The organism is Desulfitobacterium sp. LBE (assembly GCF_007830365.1).
Lineage (GTDB): Bacteria > Bacillota > Desulfitobacteriia > Desulfitobacteriales > Desulfitobacteriaceae > Desulfitobacterium > Desulfitobacterium hafniense.
The window spans coordinates 3,177,952-3,194,348 of record NZ_VLKD01000001.1; the positions used below are offsets into that span (position 1 = coordinate 3,177,952).

13 protein-coding genes are annotated in these 16,397 nt (G+C 47.4%); 3 read left to right on the plus strand and 10 right to left on the minus strand.

All coding sequences use genetic code 11. From position 1 onward, the window contains the following. Positions 1-111 precede the first annotated feature (111 nt). From DESLBE_RS15080 to DESLBE_RS15115, 8 genes are all read right to left on the minus strand, one after another. Positions 112-909 (minus strand): fumarylacetoacetate hydrolase family protein, encoded by a 798-nt coding sequence (locus DESLBE_RS15080; protein ID WP_015942669.1) that lies wholly within the window; start codon positions 907-909, stop codon positions 112-114. 238 nt (positions 910-1,147) lie between these two features. Further along, the gene (locus tag DESLBE_RS15085) at positions 1,148-1,894 is read right to left on the minus strand and encodes an aspartate/glutamate racemase family protein (protein WP_015942668.1); all 747 of its coding nucleotides are present in this window, start codon (positions 1,892-1,894) and stop codon (positions 1,148-1,150) included. 59 nt (positions 1,895-1,953) lie between these two features. Then, on the minus strand, positions 1,954-3,282 hold the full coding sequence (locus tag DESLBE_RS15090) for an MFS transporter (RefSeq protein WP_015942667.1): 1,329 nt from the start codon (positions 3,280-3,282) through the stop codon (positions 1,954-1,956). A gap of 335 nt (positions 3,283-3,617) precedes the next feature. Beyond that, complete coding sequence (gene hydA / locus DESLBE_RS15095; RefSeq protein ID WP_144677439.1) at positions 3,618-5,000, minus strand: dihydropyrimidinase; 1,383 nt, start codon at positions 4,998-5,000, stop codon at positions 3,618-3,620. Between the two features lie 60 nt (positions 5,001-5,060). Further along, entirely contained in the window at positions 5,061-5,723 is a 663-nt protein-coding gene (locus tag DESLBE_RS15100) for a GntR family transcriptional regulator (protein ID WP_005810396.1), read from the minus strand. Positions 5,724-5,889: 166 nt separating this feature from the next. After that, positions 5,890-7,161: a serpin family protein gene (locus tag DESLBE_RS15105; RefSeq protein WP_015942665.1), complete on the minus strand. Its 1,272-nt coding sequence runs from the start codon at positions 7,159-7,161 to the stop codon at positions 5,890-5,892. Positions 7,162-7,235: 74 nt separating this feature from the next. Continuing rightward, a complete protein-coding gene (locus DESLBE_RS15110) occupies positions 7,236-8,408 on the minus strand; it encodes an MFS transporter (protein ID WP_018306053.1) in 1,173 nt (390 codons plus the stop codon). Between the two features lie 167 nt (positions 8,409-8,575). Continuing rightward, positions 8,576-9,499 (minus strand): ketopantoate reductase family protein, encoded by a 924-nt coding sequence (locus DESLBE_RS15115; protein WP_015942664.1) that lies wholly within the window; start codon positions 9,497-9,499, stop codon positions 8,576-8,578. 209 nt (positions 9,500-9,708) lie between these two features. On the opposite strand from DESLBE_RS15115, the gene DESLBE_RS15120 reads away from it, so the two are divergent. Next, positions 9,709-10,170: a hypothetical protein gene (locus DESLBE_RS15120; protein ID WP_015942663.1), complete on the plus strand. Its 462-nt coding sequence runs from the start codon at positions 9,709-9,711 to the stop codon at positions 10,168-10,170. Between the two features lie 27 nt (positions 10,171-10,197). Here the strand turns inward: DESLBE_RS15120 and DESLBE_RS15125 are convergent, their stop codons facing one another. Then, positions 10,198-10,356, minus strand: coding sequence for a FeoB-associated Cys-rich membrane protein (locus tag DESLBE_RS15125; protein WP_144677440.1), 159 nt, complete (start codon positions 10,354-10,356; stop codon positions 10,198-10,200). A gap of 4 nt (positions 10,357-10,360) precedes the next feature. After that, complete coding sequence (gene feoB / locus DESLBE_RS15130; protein ID WP_144677441.1) at positions 10,361-12,715, minus strand: ferrous iron transport protein B; 2,355 nt, start codon at positions 12,713-12,715, stop codon at positions 10,361-10,363. A gap of 685 nt (positions 12,716-13,400) precedes the next feature. Between feoB and DESLBE_RS15135 the strand changes: the two genes are divergently transcribed. After that, positions 13,401-14,036, plus strand: a complete 636-nt coding sequence (locus tag DESLBE_RS15135) for a molecular chaperone TorD family protein (protein ID WP_144677442.1) — start codon at positions 13,401-13,403, stop codon at positions 14,034-14,036. A 2-nt stretch (positions 14,037-14,038) separates the two neighbouring features. Continuing rightward, positions 14,039-16,384, plus strand: a complete 2,346-nt coding sequence (locus tag DESLBE_RS15140; protein WP_144678660.1) for a DMSO/selenate family reductase complex A subunit — start codon at positions 14,039-14,041, stop codon at positions 16,382-16,384. Positions 16,385-16,397 lie beyond the last annotated feature (13 nt).

The following is a 16,397-nucleotide window of genomic DNA, read 5'->3' on the forward strand; positions in this document are numbered from 1 at the left end:
GCTGTTCCAATGAAAAAGGCGAATTCTTCAGGAATTCGCCTTTTTCATGCACCTAGCGACGAACACCCTTGACTTAAGCTCATGGCTGGTCGCTACATATTGCCATACATGCTATTTATGGCGTGGCGCAAGACTCCAGCTCTCTGAGCTTACTTTACAAGTGTTCACTAATTTGCCGATTTCTGATATTTCAATTTCAACTTTATCATTAACATCCAGGGACGAACCATAGCCGCCAGGTGTACCTGTCAAAATAATATCTCCCGGCAGCAACGTTGTAATGTGAGAAATAAAGCTTACCAGGTACTCTATGCCGAAAATTAAATCGGCAGTAGTACCTTTTTGCTTCTCCTGACCGTTTACCGAAGAAGTAATCATTAAATTATCGGCATTAATTCCACTGACGATCCAGGGCCCCAAAGGGAGAAAGGTATCGAAGGACTTTGAGCGGGTCCATAGGATGTCGGCCTTCTGCAGATCCTTTGCCGTTACATCATTAGCGATTGTATACCCCCAGATATAGTCATGAGCCTCCTCTTCAGGCACCAGGTGCGCCCTTTTTCCTATGACAACGGCCAACTCCGCTTCAAAAGCCAACTCCTCCGCCATTGCCCATTTGATAATATCATCTCCAGGATTTGCAACGCTTGTCGATGGCTTGATAAATAAAAGAGGTTCCTTAGGCCATTGTGCCCCTGGTTCGAGGACTGTGTCTTTATAATTAAGCCCAACACAGACTGCTTTCGTAGGGTGGCAAGGGGCCAATAGCTTAAGGGCGGAAAGCTCATGCTCTATTCCGGATTCTTTAAAATCAGCAGGCTCCTCACCGCTCAGCTCCGCAACTCTATCTCCTTTGACTAATCCAAAGCAAATCTTATTACCATTATTAAAACGAACGTACCGTTCCATCGGATACCCCCTGCACGCGGAAGAGGAGTGTGGACAAGGGCTGCCCTGAACACCACCTATTCCAGTCAATTTTACGACTTGTTTTGCATCGAACAGTTTACCCCAGCACTTAGCGCTTCGGGCCAGTTCCCATGATCTCGGCTTTTTTCATATCGCTGCCGGCCCACTAGCCTATACGGTGCTTCCCCAGACACGGCAAAGGATTCCAGCAAAAGTATGCCAGAATCCTTTACTGACATCAGCGTGTGCGATCCAATAGTGCGGCCAGAGCTGCCGGCAATCCCTTATTGGGTTTCAGGGGAGGTCGAGCGAAGCTTCCTTGCATTGCACAGCCGGGATTCAGCGCAATCAGCGATTCGCAATGACGCACTGCGCTGGACACTCCGTCCACTACCGGCACCGGCAACTGACCTTCAAGGCTGCGGGCAAGACCTGCCAGAGGCGCTCCCGCCAGTATGATCACGTCAGCACCATCTTTCTCAACCGCCTCCATCGCCAGCTCTTTTAAGCGTTTGGCATGATCTTCCTGTACCGTGCCGATACTACGCAATGTATCATTCAAAGACCGTATACTGGCAAGACGAGTAGTCAGGTGACTTCGTTCCACAGTTTCCAGATACCATGCCTTAATCCGCGAAGAAATAGCAATGATGGAAAAGCGCTGACCTAAAAGGCAGGCCGATGCCAAAGCCGCTTCCGTCATCCCCACCACGGGAACGTTGAGCATTTCTTTAATGCCCAAGAGTCCGGGATCGCCAAAGGCATCAATAATTACCCCATCATATTCCCCCTGGCGTTCAGCTGCAACGCAGGCCGCAGCATACCCACCGATAAGAGCCTCCATACGAGTTTCAATATACTCTACGCCAAAAGGTGCTGTTGCGAACAGCAATTCAGTTCCCGGAGAAGCTACACGCCTTGACTCCTGGGCTATAAGATTGGTAACGATTTCAGAAATATTAGGATTTATAACCAAAATCCGCATTATCTTTCACTCTCCTTTCTTCTTCAAGACATACCACCTTGGTCCGCCATGGACTCCACTCAAACAACACCGATTTTCTTTTCATAGTTGATGAGCGCACCGGCGACAGCAAGGAGGACACCTGCCGCAACGAAGATCAGCAGACCGGCATGGAATGATCCTGTAAATTTGACAATTAAACCGATGTAAATCGGAGTGATAACCCCGGCAATATTACCGGCAAAGTTCATGCATCCACCGAGTACACCGACATGGTGGCGTTGGGCGATGGCAGCCGGAACACTCCAGAAGATACCTGCCCAGCGCAAAAAGAACAATGCGGTGGATAACAAAGCAATCGCCATCGTCAGGGAACTGGCCCTTGTGAGCAGGAAGATGGAAGCTGAAGTTGCCAGACCGGCTATGCCGATGCAAGTTTTCATAACCGTGTTATATTTACCGCCGACTTGACGCCATTTGTCAACGAGTTGCCCGCCAACAAGCTCGCCCACAAAGCCGCAGCCAAAAATCAGCAGTGTCGAGAAACCGATAGCCTTAATATCAATGCCCTGAGTCTGAGCGAGGAAACTTGGTCCCCAGGTTAACAGGCCATAGAATACGGTGTTGAAGGAGAACCAGCCTAAGCACATTCCCCAGAAACTTTTGTTGGACAGGTATGTGGATGTTTTAAGCTCTGTCTTGGTTTCTTTCTGAGCTTCTTCCTGCTCCTGAGCCAGATGAGTTTGGATATATTCACGCTCAGCCTGATTAACTCCCTTGTGAGTGGCTGGATTTCCTTTAAGGATATAATAGCAGATAACCCCGAGAATAATAGTCATCAGACCGGCGCCGATGAGGGCTCCGCGCCAGCCGCCAAACCAAGCCATAAAGGCAATAATAATCGGTCCGCCGACAGCTGTACCCAATGGAGCACCACTATCGATGATGGTCGCGCCTCTGGCTCTTTCTTTGCTTGGCAGCCAAATACCTTGCAATTTTGCTCCGGCAGGCATGATTGGAGCTTCCGTAACTCCGAGGAGAACCCGGAAGAACATCAGCGAGCCGGCGCTGTTTACAAAACCGGTCAAGGTTTGGGCAATTCCCCAGCCCACCGCCGAGCCAAGGACCACCTTTGAGGGGTTAACCCTATCAAGAAGGAAGCCGGAAGGAATTTGCATTAGGGCATAACCCCAGAAGAAGGAACTGAGAATAACTCCGACAATTGCGGGATCCAAGTTTAAGTCCTTTTGAATCGCAGGCATAGCAATAGATAAAACCGCACGGTCAACATAATTAATTGTGACAAGTACTAACATAGCAATGAAAACGTACCAACGCACATTTGTCCGCTTAACGTTACCCACTAGAGTGTTTTGGGGTTCATGATCTTGCTTTGATGCATTCGACATGTTCCTAACCTCGCTTCTTTCCGTTTAATTTGCAGGGGGTTAATTGCTAGTGCTCTTTGGTTTCTAAAAAGCCTTTTGAATCAAGCTTGACCCAAGGATATGAGTATGTTCAGTTCTACTCCTTTCCTAACTTTGTATACGGTAGTTGATAGACTGTCGACAGTATATATTCTTGGTCCTTGCTAATAATCCTTCATATATTTTAGCAAATTCAGAAAAAATATTTCATTGACACTATTTGGATTAATCCATTCATTCTGATGAGCAGGGGATTAATGTTTAAAACCGAGTGAAGCTGTTGCTTCCTCGGTTTTAAGCTGAGCCAATAGGGAATTTTACACTTTGCTGTTCTGGCTTCGTAAGGTTTGACGAGCTATAAACTTCCCATCTCCTGGCTTGCCAACGTATTTTCCTTCCTCGACAATCACTTCTCCCCGCAGCAGAACCTTAGCGACCCGGCCTTTCATCCTTAATCCTTCATATGGAGTATAGTCAGAAGCCTGCTGCTGCTCCTTTGCCGTAATCGTCCATGCCAGCGCCGGATCGAAGATCACAAGATCGGCATCGCTTCCCGGTGCGATCGTCCCTTTTTGCGGAAATAAGCCAAAGATCTTCGCCGGTTTTGTGGCGATAAGATCGACAAATCGCGAAAGATCTATTCCCCGTTCGGTTAAAGCATGATACATCAGGGTGAAACGCTGCTCGATTCCCGGCCCGCCATTGGGAATACGGGTATAGTCATCTTTGCCCAGTTGCTTATGGGTAGCATAGTTAAACCCATTGTGATCTGAGGAAATAATATCTATACCCTTATTTTTAATTCCTACCCATAATTTTTCTTTTTCCTCTTTGCTGCGCAACGGGGGGGATATGACATATTTGGCTGCTGCGAATTCACCCTGCCGATATTCCTCATCGTCCAAGACCAGATAATGTGGACAGGATTCTGTGTAAATCGGAGTAGCAGCCTGTGCACCGGTTATGATCTTGACTCCCTCCAGATTGCTGACATGGGCAATCAGCATAGGACATTCAGCCGTCTTTGCCAAGGCAATGGCCCGGTTAATCGCTTCATTTTCACTGCTTAAGGGGCGGCTCTGAAAGTGATAGTAGGGTTCAAGTTGTTTTTTCTGCCGGTGTCCGTTTTGCAGGTGAGCGATAATCGCTCCATTTTCCGCGTGAACACAAGCCAGTCCACCTAAACGAGCTAATTCTTCCATAAATATAAGCAGTTGTTGATCATCCAAAGCTAAATCATTGGCCATAAACAGCTTAAACGAGGTAATCCCAGAAGCGACGAGGCCTTTGATCTCTCCAATCGTCTGAGCATCCGGATTGGTTACGATGACATGAAACCCATAATCAACCGCCGCCTGGCTCTCCGCCAAAACAGAAGCGCCATCGATACTTTCCTGCATACTCTTGCCATATTCCTGCAGGACATAATCAAGAATCGTGGTGGTCCCGCCTATTGCAGCTGCCATCGTTTCCGTATCATATCCAGCCGACACACTGCCATCAGAACAGGGAACATTCATATGGACATGAGCATCGATTCCGCCCGGAAAGATAAACTTATCCTGAGCATCAATCTTAACATCGGCCTCATCCCCGATATTTGTCCCGATACAGACTATTTTTCCATCCTCAATTAAGAGATCTGCCCGGCAATATTCTGAAGCGGTTATGATCGTACCATTTTTAATAAGAGTTTTCATTCCTAACCCCCCCATTTTTTACTTTGAAATTCCTGGCAGCTACTTTAGGGAGAATCCATTTTATTTCTTTAATACTTTTTCATAAGCCAAGCTATAGAACTCAAAATCGTTCATAATATGAATTCTCAGCAATCTCTCCGCTTCGTCCCCATTTCTTTGGGTGAGGGCTTCTAACACCCCTTCATGCTCATCCAGGTAACCCTCTTCTCTCTGGTAACATTCAAACTCTGTTTTCCGCGAAAGAATAATGAGTGAGCGAATTTTTTCAATGATTCCAATCAGGCGGCTGTTGCCGCTGCTCTGAATAATAATATCGTGGAATTGGGTGTTTGACTCGACCACTTTCTCGTAGGCCTTTTGATTATGATAGACCCGAGCTTGTATCACAAGGTTGCGCAGGGCAGCCAAATCTTCATTGGTCAGCTTATCTGCGGAGATTTTCGCAGCGAACGGCTCTAAGGCCATCCTGCATTGATAGATTTCTTCCATATCCGAAAACTCCATCGGGTTAACAATCAGTCCAGTTGACGTTACCACAACCAATTCATCCTGCTCGAGCATGCGCAAAGCCTCTCGCACAGGGCTGCGGCTAACCCCCAACTCCTGAGAAATCTTATTCTCATAAAGTCTTTCGCCACGGCTGATCTCACCATTCAATATTTTGCCTTTAAGAATCTCATATATTTGAAGATGAAATGGCAGGCTTTTAGTTATTGCACTCATAATATCCCCCTCAAGTTCTATGTCGACAGTCTTCTGAATAAGTATATTCGTTATTATTTCCCTAATTCCTGCCTATTCATCCCCTTTTTGTTATGCAAAAATCCCTCTAAACGCAGATAAGACCAGCTTATCTACGTTTTAGAGGGATTTGCAACTAAACTCAAAATCAACGAATAGTTGGATCTTCCATGATTCCTACAAACAACGGGCTATTTGTCTGCCAATCGATGATGGCATAGACAAAAGGCCGATCAAATACGACTTGGGTAAGATCGATGGGCATACTGGTCGTGTTGACCTCCACTCCTGTTACTGCAGCGGCTTCTGTTCCCTTTTCATCCACTTTAATATAGGTTTTATGCTTTACTCCCCCGATAAAAAGGTCCTTGTTATGGGCCTTATTCATTAATGAGAAATCAGCACGGAAAGGATCAAAAGCTACGTCCATTCCCAAGGCATTGAGTTCATCCCGCAGTTCGTTTTCATAGCTGCTGGCAAATTTGGGCAGAGAAAGATCAACGTTCTTGATCTTTTTCGTGCTGATTAATTTCAGCATATCCGCCGCAGTGGTCGTGTTGATAAAATCCCGGGGAGATTTCCCTTCTTCAGGCAAGATCCCTACGAAAGCAAAGCGCTCATCGGCGTAAGGGAGAATGACCCCCGTAGCCCCTTGATTTTGAATATAATCCATATTTCCGCTTCGTCTCATAAATGGAGTTTCTACACCGCCCGCCGGAGCGGCGAAGGTTCCTGTATAGGTACTTCCCGCCTTAAACGGCTCCTGCCAATCCCCTTTAAAGTAGATGGCATTGATAAGATACATCATTAAATCATCATCCATCGTCTCGATGATCTTATCGATGGTTCCCTCTGTTTTCTCTTCCACCCATTGATTGATGATCTTAGGGGCCGAGGGATCGGCAAAATCAAGACTTCTTATGCCTGCTTGATAATAATCCCCATTGGTCTGCAGAAAAGCCGGATCGGCCTCAAAACCATTGCGAATCCAGATCGAATTAGCAATACGCACATCAGTCTTATTTTTCTTATCCATCAAGGAATTGCTCCATGCGGACAAACCTGCATTAAGATCCTCCAGCTTTATGTTTTGGGCAGACAGAGCTTTGAGCATGGCTTCTCTGGTCTCTCCGTCGGCACCATTTAAAGCCATCCCTAAGGCCAGATAGACAGAGGGTGCTGAGATCATGACATTCCCCTTATCGGCACCGCTTTCCTTAAACAAATTCCAAGTAAAATCCAGCAGCGCTTGATTTAACTCTCCATCCATTTCCTGGGGAAGCTGGACAGGATTTTTATTAATCCCCTTCATCAAATCCCCGACAGCCACATTGGAGTTTCCTGAACAGCCGGTCAGAGTCATTCCCAGCAGCACCGCCACTAAGGCCCAAGTTACCATTAATCGATATTTTTTCTTCATAGCCTTCCCTCCTATCAAAGATTAAGACGTTTATCCAAGCTAAAAGCTGACACGAAAAAATTAATCTCCGAAAACTATAAGCCCATGGTGTGCCGCGCCTTCCAATAAATCACAAAAGCGATTCCAATAGGAAGCAATGCCCACAGATAAATGGCCTGATAGCCGACCAGTTCAGCGACAGCGCCCCAAAGCATAGCCCCCACGCCAATACCCAGGTCGAATCCCAAAAAGAAGGTAGCATTAGCCGCCCCTCGTCGCGAAGGAGGGACGTTGCGCACTGCCATGGCCTGCAAAGCGGGTTGAAGGGCACCAAAGCCTAAACCATAAATAAAACCGGCAACTACAAATCCTGCCAGGGTATGGGCAAAAAATAGCAGCAGCATCGCACCGGAAACGCCTATCATTCCAGGCAGAATGGCAAAGGAATACCCTTTTCGATCAGAAAGCTTACCAAACACAGGCCGGGATATCATCAGTGCAATAGCGTATACTGTAAAAAACAACCCGATGTTTTCAACTTGACGCTGGGCTGCATAAAGAGCAATAAACGAAACAACCCCTCCATAGGACATGGTAATAAAGGCTATCGTGACTCCCGGCCGCAGAGCTGTCTTTTCGAATATACTCTGTTTATTGGCAAGGTCAGGATTGGCCCTTCCCTCCGGTTCCTGGTACCGGATAAGTAAAGCAAACACCAAAGCAATCACCACTGAAGCAGTCGCAATGGTGAACACCGTATTATAGCCGTAACGGCTCGCCAGGCCCAGGCTAAGGGCCGGCCCCACTGCCATGGCCAGCGTACCTGTCAGGCCAAAGTAGCCCATCCCCTCGCCCATACGGGCTTTGGGTATAATATCTGTGGCGATAGTACTGCTGGCTGTACTGGAAGCACCCCAGCCAAAGCCGTGGATGAAGCGCAAAAGGAGTAAAAACACAATACCGGGAACCCAGTGATAGGCCACCATACATAAGAAAAAGAGCAATAAGCCCCCCAGATAGACGCCTTTGCGGCCTTGCCGATCAAGCAAACGCCCGGTAATAGGCCTCATGATCACGGATGCCAATGTAAAAATCCCTGTGACCATACCCGCCCATGCTTCCGTTCCGCCTAATTCAAGAGCAAATACCGGCATAATCGGGAGAAGCATTTGAAAACCAAGAAATATAAACAGGTTCCCGAGGGTAATGAGGAGAAAGTCTCTTGTCCAAAGTTCTTTTTGTTGGGTTGTATTATGGGCCGATGCCAAAGTAACTCCCCCTTGATCTCTCTAAATACTATAAGGATTTGTATCCGATGTTTGCCCCATACTTGCATAAACAAGTATTGGGTAAAAGGGCCTAAGAATCATTTTTATTCTTAAGCCTTTTCCTCCATTCCACCACGTCCGAGCCTGCTTCTGAAAAGCAGCTCTCCTTACCCGATGCTCCCCATCTCATAGGGTTTAATCAGCCCATACAAGGTTTCAATGGTGGGCAGTTCCATATTCTTTCTGCCGGCCAGACGAATTGCGGCCCCCTGAAGGCTTTCCACTTCCAGAAGCAAGCCTTTGCGCATGTCTTGATGCATGGAGGATGTGGAGCCTTTCGCGTATTTCGGCAGCCCTTCCACATTTTGCTCCACAAAATCTTCACTTAAGGCAGCTCCGTAGGCATCGGCCAGGCTTTTCATCTCTTCCAGAGAACGGCGGTAGACTTTTACCGTAGCCTCATGAGCACAGATTTGATCCGTGGTCAGATCACCGGCGGAGGTAACCCCGGAGAATACGGTGATAAAGGCATACTTACTCCAGATTTCGTTTAAGATATTCTCCGTATATTTCACCTTGAAGTTGGCCTTCGCCATAGCTTGTTCCAGCCTCAGGCAAAACTCCTTGCCGGAGGGTTCCAATTCGCCAAAGATGATCTGGTGAACTTTGCTGGTATGATGAATGGTTCCTTCTGAGTCGAGAGTGGAGATGATTTTACAGACACCACCCAGAACATTCTCCTGGCCAAGTTCTTTTGCCAGTATTTCAAAATGCTCTACCCCATTGAGGAAAGGCAGTATTTTAGCACCCCGATTCACTAAGACCTTGAGCTGGGGAAGACTTGCCGCCAGTTGGTAGTTTTTCAATCCCAGCAGCACTAGGTCGCAGGCAGGAATATCTTCCGCATTAATGGCTATCTGAGGAGCCTCAAGGGTTAAATCCTCTACCACACTCTTGATCACCAGACCCTTTTCCCTCAGCTGAGCCGCCCGTTTCTCACGGACCAAGAACGTGACATTAAGCCCGCTTGCCGCCAATCTTGCGCCAAAGTATCCTCCGGTAGCTCCCGCACCTACTATGGTTATGTTCATGGTCTCTAGTCCTTTCTTTTCACTATTTTGACAAATCAATTTCTCTATATTCTATTTTACTCAAATCTTCAGATATTGAAAGATTAACCTGCTCCTGTCCATAATAATGTCCTATTGAGGAAATAAAGGTATTTCAAATTGCTAAGCAGAATTTATTAGTTTAGTCGTAAAAAGCAAATACTCTTGCACTACTCTAAGGAGGTTTTTTCGTGAACAAAAAGAAAAGGTTGCTATGGGTTGCCCTGCTGTTCATCCTCTTGGCCTTTACCGGATGCATGGGCTCAGATGATCAATATGCCCCCGATAAAGCTGCCATAGAAACCTTAGTCAACGACTACTTTACAGCTGCTTTTAACATTGATTACACTACCTGGACCGGTGAGAACGAGCTCCCTTTTTTAACTCCTGACCAGGCCCAGATTATGCAAGGACGCTTTGCCGATTTCAAACAGTCCTTCGTCGATAATCGACTCACTCAAGAAGTGGATTCTGTGGAGATTATACGTGTGAATATTGAGACCGAAACCAGCGGCAATGTTTACTGTATCATTAAAGTATCCGGTCACGATAATGGCTCCGCTTATCGGGAAACCATCGAGTACTCCATACCGGTCAAAAAAATCGAAGGGCAATGGCTCATTGACGATTTTAAAATTCAATCCATTGAGTAATTCTTAAAACCCCCACCGGGGTTCCTTTTATTTTTCAGCTTGCTCCGGAGGATTGGGATGCTGGCAGGAACTGCAGTCTCCACTGCAGCCCCCGCAAGGGTTATCCTTGTTCCTCCAGATAGAACGTACAGCCATCAAAAAGCCCGCTATAATGAGCACCAGAAGCAAAACGCTCCACCCGTTCACTGCTCTACACCCACCCCATCATGATGCCAAGGAGATGGACGAATAGGGCCACCACCCAGGCGATAACACATTGCATAACCGCTACACCCACAGCCCATTTTCCGCCAAGCTCACGCCTTACGGAGGCGATGGCTGCCACACAGGGAGTATATAATAAGGTAAATACCAGAAACACGATGGCCGAAAAGGGAGTGAACATGCTGCCCAGGGAAGCAGTGGAACCACCCAATAGCACGGTCAACGTGGAAACCACGCTTTCCTTGGCCATAAATCCCGTGATCAGGGCCGTCGAAATCCGCCAATCTCCAAAACCAAGCGGTACGAAAATCGGAGCGATAATACCCGAAACCAAAGCCAAGAGGCTGTCTTGGGAATCGGAGACTACATTTAAGCGAGGATCAAAATACTGCAGGAACCAAATAATGATCGTTGCTACAAAGATCACAGTAAATGCTCTGGTAATAAAGTCCTTGGCCTTATCCCACAGAAGCTGCCAGACATTCTTGAAACCGGGCATGCGATAATTGGGCAATTCCATCACAAAAGGGACCGGTTCTCCTTTGAACATAGTTCCCTTTAAAAGCAAAGCAAATACTATCCCCGTCACAATTCCGGTAAAATACAGCCCGATCATCACCAAAGCTCCGTATCTGGGGAAGAATGCCGCCGTAAAGAGAGCGTAAATCGGCAGTTTGGCGGAACAGCTCATAAACGGGGTCAACAAAATAGTCATCTTCCGGTCCCGTTCGGAAGGAAGGGTCCTGCTGGCCATAACCCCCGGAACAGAACAGCCAAAGCCGATCAGCATCGGCACAATGCTGCGGCCGGAAAGGCCGATTTTTCTTAAAAGCTTGTCCATGACAAAAGCCACTCTGGCCATATAACCGCTATCTTCAAGGATGGATAAGAAAAAGAATAAAGTCACGATAATCGGCAAAAAACTCAGCACACTGCCCACACCGGCAAAGATACCGTCGATAATCAAAGAGTGGACAACCGGGTTAATCCCGTAGGCGGTCAGTCCCAGATCCACCAACTCCGACAGCCAGGTGATTCCCAGGTCGAGGCCATCCGCCAACCAGGTGCCGATCACGCCGAAGGTCAGCCAGAAAACCAGGCTCATAATGCCCACAAAGGCTGGAATGGCTGTATATTTCCCCGTCAGTATATTATCAATGGCCACACTTCTGGCGTATTCCTTGCTCTCCTTAGGTTTAACCACCGTTGCGTCGCATACTTCTTTAATAAATTTGAACCGCATATCGGCAATGGCTGCCCCATGATCCAAGCCTCTTTCATCTTCCATCTGCTGAATAATATGGTCGAGGAGCTCCAGCTCGTTTTGATTCAGATTCAGCGCTTTGAGAATTTCCCCATCCCCTTCGGCAACCTTGCTGGCGGCGAAGCGCAGAGGAATCTGAGCCCGTTTGGCATGATCCTCAATCAGATGGATGATGGCATGAAGACAGCGGTGAACAGCGCCGTTATCATGGTCCGGATCGCAAAAATCCATTCTTCCGGGCCGTTCCTGATTTTTGGCCACATGAATAGCGTGATCCACCAGCTCCTGGATTCCTTCGTTTTTGGAAGCAGCGATGGGAACAACAGGTATTCCCAGCCTGTTCTCCATTTCGTTAATGTGAATAGAACCGCCGTTTTCCCGCACTTCATCCATCATGTTCAAAGCCAACACCATAGGAATATTCAATTCCATCAACTGTATGGTCAGATAGAGGTTTCTTTCGATGTTCGTAGCATCTACAATATTAATAATCCCCTTAGGCTTATCCTGAAGCAAAAACTGGCGGGTTACCAGCTCTTCATTGCTGTAAGGAGACATGGAGTAGATCCCCGGCAAATCGGTGACCAGAGTATTGGCATGTCCCTTGATGACGCCGTCTTTTCTATCCACTGTCACTCCCGGAAAGTTCCCCACCCGTTGATTGGAACCGGTCAGTTGGTTAAAGAGGGTTGTTTTACCGCAGTTCTGATTGCCTGCCAAGGCAAAGGTAAGGAGTTGGCTGTCCGGCAGCGGGTCTCCGTCCGCTTTCGTGTGAAATATCCCGGTCTCCCCAAGCCCCGGGTGCTTGACGAACTCCCTCTTCTTGGATTTCTCCGCTAATTGTTCCACATCATCAACAGGCAGGATTTCAATTTTTTCTGCATCGGCCAGGCGCAGTGTCAATTCATAGCCATGGATGCGCACTTCCATAGGGTCTCCTAAGGGTGCCAGCTTAACCATAGTTACGATGGCACCGGGAATGACGCCCATATCAAGAAAATGCTGACGCAGAGCGCCTTTTCCGCCTACGGAAATGATCGAGGCGCTCCGGCCTATTTCCAGTTCATTAAGCTTCATATAATTCTCCTTTAGTGCATGATGTGTTTAGCATAAGCGCCATTTGATAGGCCATTATTTTCTCCGCCCAAAAGTTAGTATAGTCCAACCTACACTATAATCAATAGGATCTTAAAAATTTTATCCGAAAATGTCTTATGCTTTTCCGGAGCTTATTAACTTTTTATCATAGATGCCTTTCTTTCATCTTTCGTCCTGATAGCTAAAAATCAAATCCCAAATTCAGGATTTGGTTCCCCATGCACAGATTGAACGTTTTGACCTTTCGCGTGGCATTGGTTTTAAGAACTAGAGGTGTTGATCAAAGATAAACATCAGTTAAGTCCCGGGAGCAATCCCAGGGCTTAACTTTCTCTTGCTCAGAAATTGAAACTACTACTCAATTGATCCTTGTATCAGCATTACTCCACTAAAGGGCAAAGGGAACCAAGTCATATGATAATCTATCCTGGATGAATCCACAGGATGCGACAGAGAGAGGAATCATGAACAACGATACTGTTTATTAACAAAGTTATCCCCTTTATCCACAGGTTTGTGGATACTTCTGTGGATAAGTTCCGGATTGTATAAAGAAAACCACAGATTAATATTTCATTAATATTTTCGTAATATCTTGTTACAAGACATTAATAATTAACTGTTAGAGTATAGACGTTGGCTGGCGACGAAAGGAGGGAAAGACATGGGTGTACATGAAGGGCGCTTATATGTTTATCAACTACTCAAGCACTTATTTGAACAACCTTTAAACCGTGAAGGCCTAATAGAATTACAAGAGCAGCCTGGACTGAAGGAACTGGCTCAGATAAGTTCCGGAGCACAGAGCATTAACGATTTCTTAGTTACGAACAAAGACGAGTATCCTGAAACACTTTGCCAAGCGCTTCAAGCTGAGTATCAGAGGCTTTTTGTCGGCCCCGGACAGGTACTTGTACCCATCTGGGAGTCCGTCTATTTTGACCCGGAGCATTTGATGTTCGGGGAACGCACCTTGGCAGTGAGAGAATTCTACCGTAAGTATCATCTCGAGTCGATTCACAAGAACCGGCAACCCGAAGACCACCTGGCAGTGGAATTGGAGTTTATGACTTATCTGATTGGCCAATATCTGGCAAGTGAGGATGACGTCCAGCAAACAAAGCTGCTCAGGGATCAAAAAGAGTTTATTCAGAAACATCTTGCCACATGGAAGGATGAGTTCCTCCAATTTCTGGAGAAGTCAACCGACTGCCTGTTATATCGAGGCGGCGGACAATTGCTAAAGGAATTTTTGGATATGGAATGTGAGATGTTTGAACATCTAGAGGAGGTAAGCTAGTGATGAACTTATCAAGAAGAAGTTTCTTAAAGTGGTCTGCCACCCTGGGGGCCATGGGAACAGGACTTATGTCATTAACCGCCTGTAGTCAGAACGCTTCCTTAACCGGCAGCGAAGCAGCTTCTGCAGGAGAACAAATCATCCCCACCGCCAGCACTCAGGACTGCGGGGGGCGTTGCCTGATCAAAGCCCATGTGAAAGACGGCGTAATCACAAGAATCAGTACCCGGGGCGCTTATGAGGAGGATGAACCCGGTGCGAATATGAAAGCCTGTCTGCGGGGACGGAGCTATCGCAAACATCTCTATCACCCTGATCGCTTGAAGTACCCCATGAAACGGGTAGGCAAACGGGGAGAAGGAAAATTTGAACAGATCTCCTGGGAAGAAGCCATTGATACCATTGCCAATGAAACCCGGCGCATCTTTGATCAATATGGACCTGAATCAAGATACTGCAATGTAGGCACTGGGGATACCGGCGGCGTAATTTACCGTATGGGCCTTGGCGGCCGTTTCCTAAGCGCCACCGGCGGTCATCTCCCGTTGTACAATTCGGTTAGTATGGGGAATACGGGCACTGCTACTCCTTATGTCTATGGGGTCGCCGCTACCGCCAGCAGTCTGGACAGCTTAAAAGACACCAAGCTGGTTATTCTTTGGGGACACAATACCACCGAAACTATTTTCGGCGCCTCCAATTATTATTTCCGTCAAATGAAGAACCGCGGCTGTAAATTTATCTGCGTCGATCCCCGCAACTCCAATACGGCTGTGGCTTTTGCCGACGAATGGATTCCCTTGCTGCCTACCACGGATAATGCCCTGATGGATGCCATGGCTTATGTGATCGTCAGCGAGAATCTGCACGATCAAGCTTTTCTGGATCAATACGTCCAGGGCTTTGATGAGGAGCATATGCCCGAAGGAGTACCCGCCCATGAATCCTTAGTATCCTATCTCTTCGGTAAAAAGGATGGGGTGGAGAAAACCCCGGAATGGGCGGAGGCTATCTGCAAAGTTCCTGCCGAGACCATTCGCCGTATTGCCCGGGAATACGCCACCACGAAACCGGCGGCCCTTATCCAGGGCTGGGGCCCCCAACGGCATTCCTGCGGAGAAAGAACAGCCCTCGGCGCTACCATGCTGGCTTCCATTACCGGCAATGTAGGCGTTCTTGGGGGCTGGGCCGGCGGCTATATCGGTCTGAGCCGCAAAGGTTGCGTTGGACTTCCTGACGTACCGAATCCTTATCCCGGAGCTATTCCAACCTTATCCTGGGTCGATGCCATTGAATGCCCTGAAAAAGTCACCCCGGCAGAAGGATTGCTGGGTGTAGACAAACTGAACAGTCCGATCAAAATGCTCTTGAACTTGGCCGGAGATTTTATAGCCAACCAAAATCCTGATATCAACCGCACGATCAGAGTTTTAGAAGATGAGAGCCTCGTGGAATTCATCGTGGTCAGCGACCTGTTCATGACTCCCAGTGCCCGCTATGCGGACATTCTCCTGCCCGGCAACACCTTCTTTGAACGTTATAATATCGGCGCAACCTGGAATAATGGGGATTACTTCATCCTCTCCCAAAAGATTGTGGATAATTATTATGAAAGCCGTTCCGAATATGATTGGTTGGCTGAAGTAGCGGATAAGCTGGGAGCAAAGGATGTCTTCACCGGCGGCAAGACTGAGGAAGAATGGGTGCGCTGGATTGTCGACGAGACCCGGGCCAAGTATCCGGAGACCCTTTCCTGGGAGGAGCTGGAGAAAGTAGGCATCAGCAAATTCCATTATGACGGTCCCCGGGTAGCTTTCCAGGATCAGATCGAAGATCCGGTCAACAATCCTTTCCCCACCCCATCCGGCAAAATAGAGCTCTTCTCCAAGACCCTTTACGATATGCATAACCCCGAAATTCCCGCTATACCTGTTTACGTACCGGCCTGGGAAGGACCGGAAGATGAGTTAACCGAAAAATATCCCCTGCAGCTGATTGGCTGGAAAACGAAAGCAAGAGATAACTCCACCTTCTATAATAATCCCTGGCTGCAGCAAGCCATGGTCCAGGAAGTATGGATCAACCCCATGGATGCCAAACCCAGAAATATTGTTACCGGCGACCGGGTCAAAGTATTTAACGACCGTGGCACGACTATGCTCCAAGCCCGGGTTACATCAAGGGTTATTCCCGGAGTTATCGCCGCCCCCACAGGATCCTGGTTTACTCCCGATGGCAAAGGCGGTTGCACTAACGGCAACCTTAACGTCCTGACTACCTTAAGAAAAACTGCTCTTTCTCATGGCAATACTCAACATACCAGCCTGGTGGAAATAAGCAAATTATAAAGACCAAGAATTT

Excerpts from the sequence above, each read along its gene's own strand:
- DESLBE_RS15115 (WP_015942664.1), bottom strand. The coding sequence starts at position 9,499 with ATGAACATAACCATAGTAGGTGCGGGAGCTACCGGAGGATACTTTGGC.
- DESLBE_RS15080 (WP_015942669.1), bottom strand. The coding sequence starts at position 909 with ATGGAACGGTACGTTCGTTTTAATAATGGTAATAAGATTTGCTTTGGA.
- DESLBE_RS15135 (WP_144677442.1), top strand. The coding sequence starts at position 13,401 with ATGGGTGTACATGAAGGGCGCTTATATGTTTATCAACTACTCAAGCAC.
- feoB (WP_144677441.1), bottom strand. The coding sequence starts at position 12,715 with ATGAAGCTTAATGAACTGGAAATAGGCCGGAGCGCCTCGATCATTTCC.
- hydA (WP_144677439.1), bottom strand. The coding sequence starts at position 5,000 with ATGAAAACTCTTATTAAAAATGGTACGATCATAACCGCTTCAGAATAT.
- DESLBE_RS15090 (WP_015942667.1), bottom strand. The coding sequence starts at position 3,282 with ATGTCGAATGCATCAAAGCAAGATCATGAACCCCAAAACACTCTAGTG.
- DESLBE_RS15085 (WP_015942668.1), bottom strand. The coding sequence starts at position 1,894 with ATGCGGATTTTGGTTATAAATCCTAATATTTCTGAAATCGTTACCAAT.
- DESLBE_RS15105 (WP_015942665.1), bottom strand. The coding sequence starts at position 7,161 with ATGAAGAAAAAATATCGATTAATGGTAACTTGGGCCTTAGTGGCGGTG.
- DESLBE_RS15140 (WP_144678660.1), top strand. The coding sequence starts at position 14,039 with ATGAACTTATCAAGAAGAAGTTTCTTAAAGTGGTCTGCCACCCTGGGG.
- DESLBE_RS15100 (WP_005810396.1), bottom strand. The coding sequence starts at position 5,723 with ATGAGTGCAATAACTAAAAGCCTGCCATTTCATCTTCAAATATATGAG.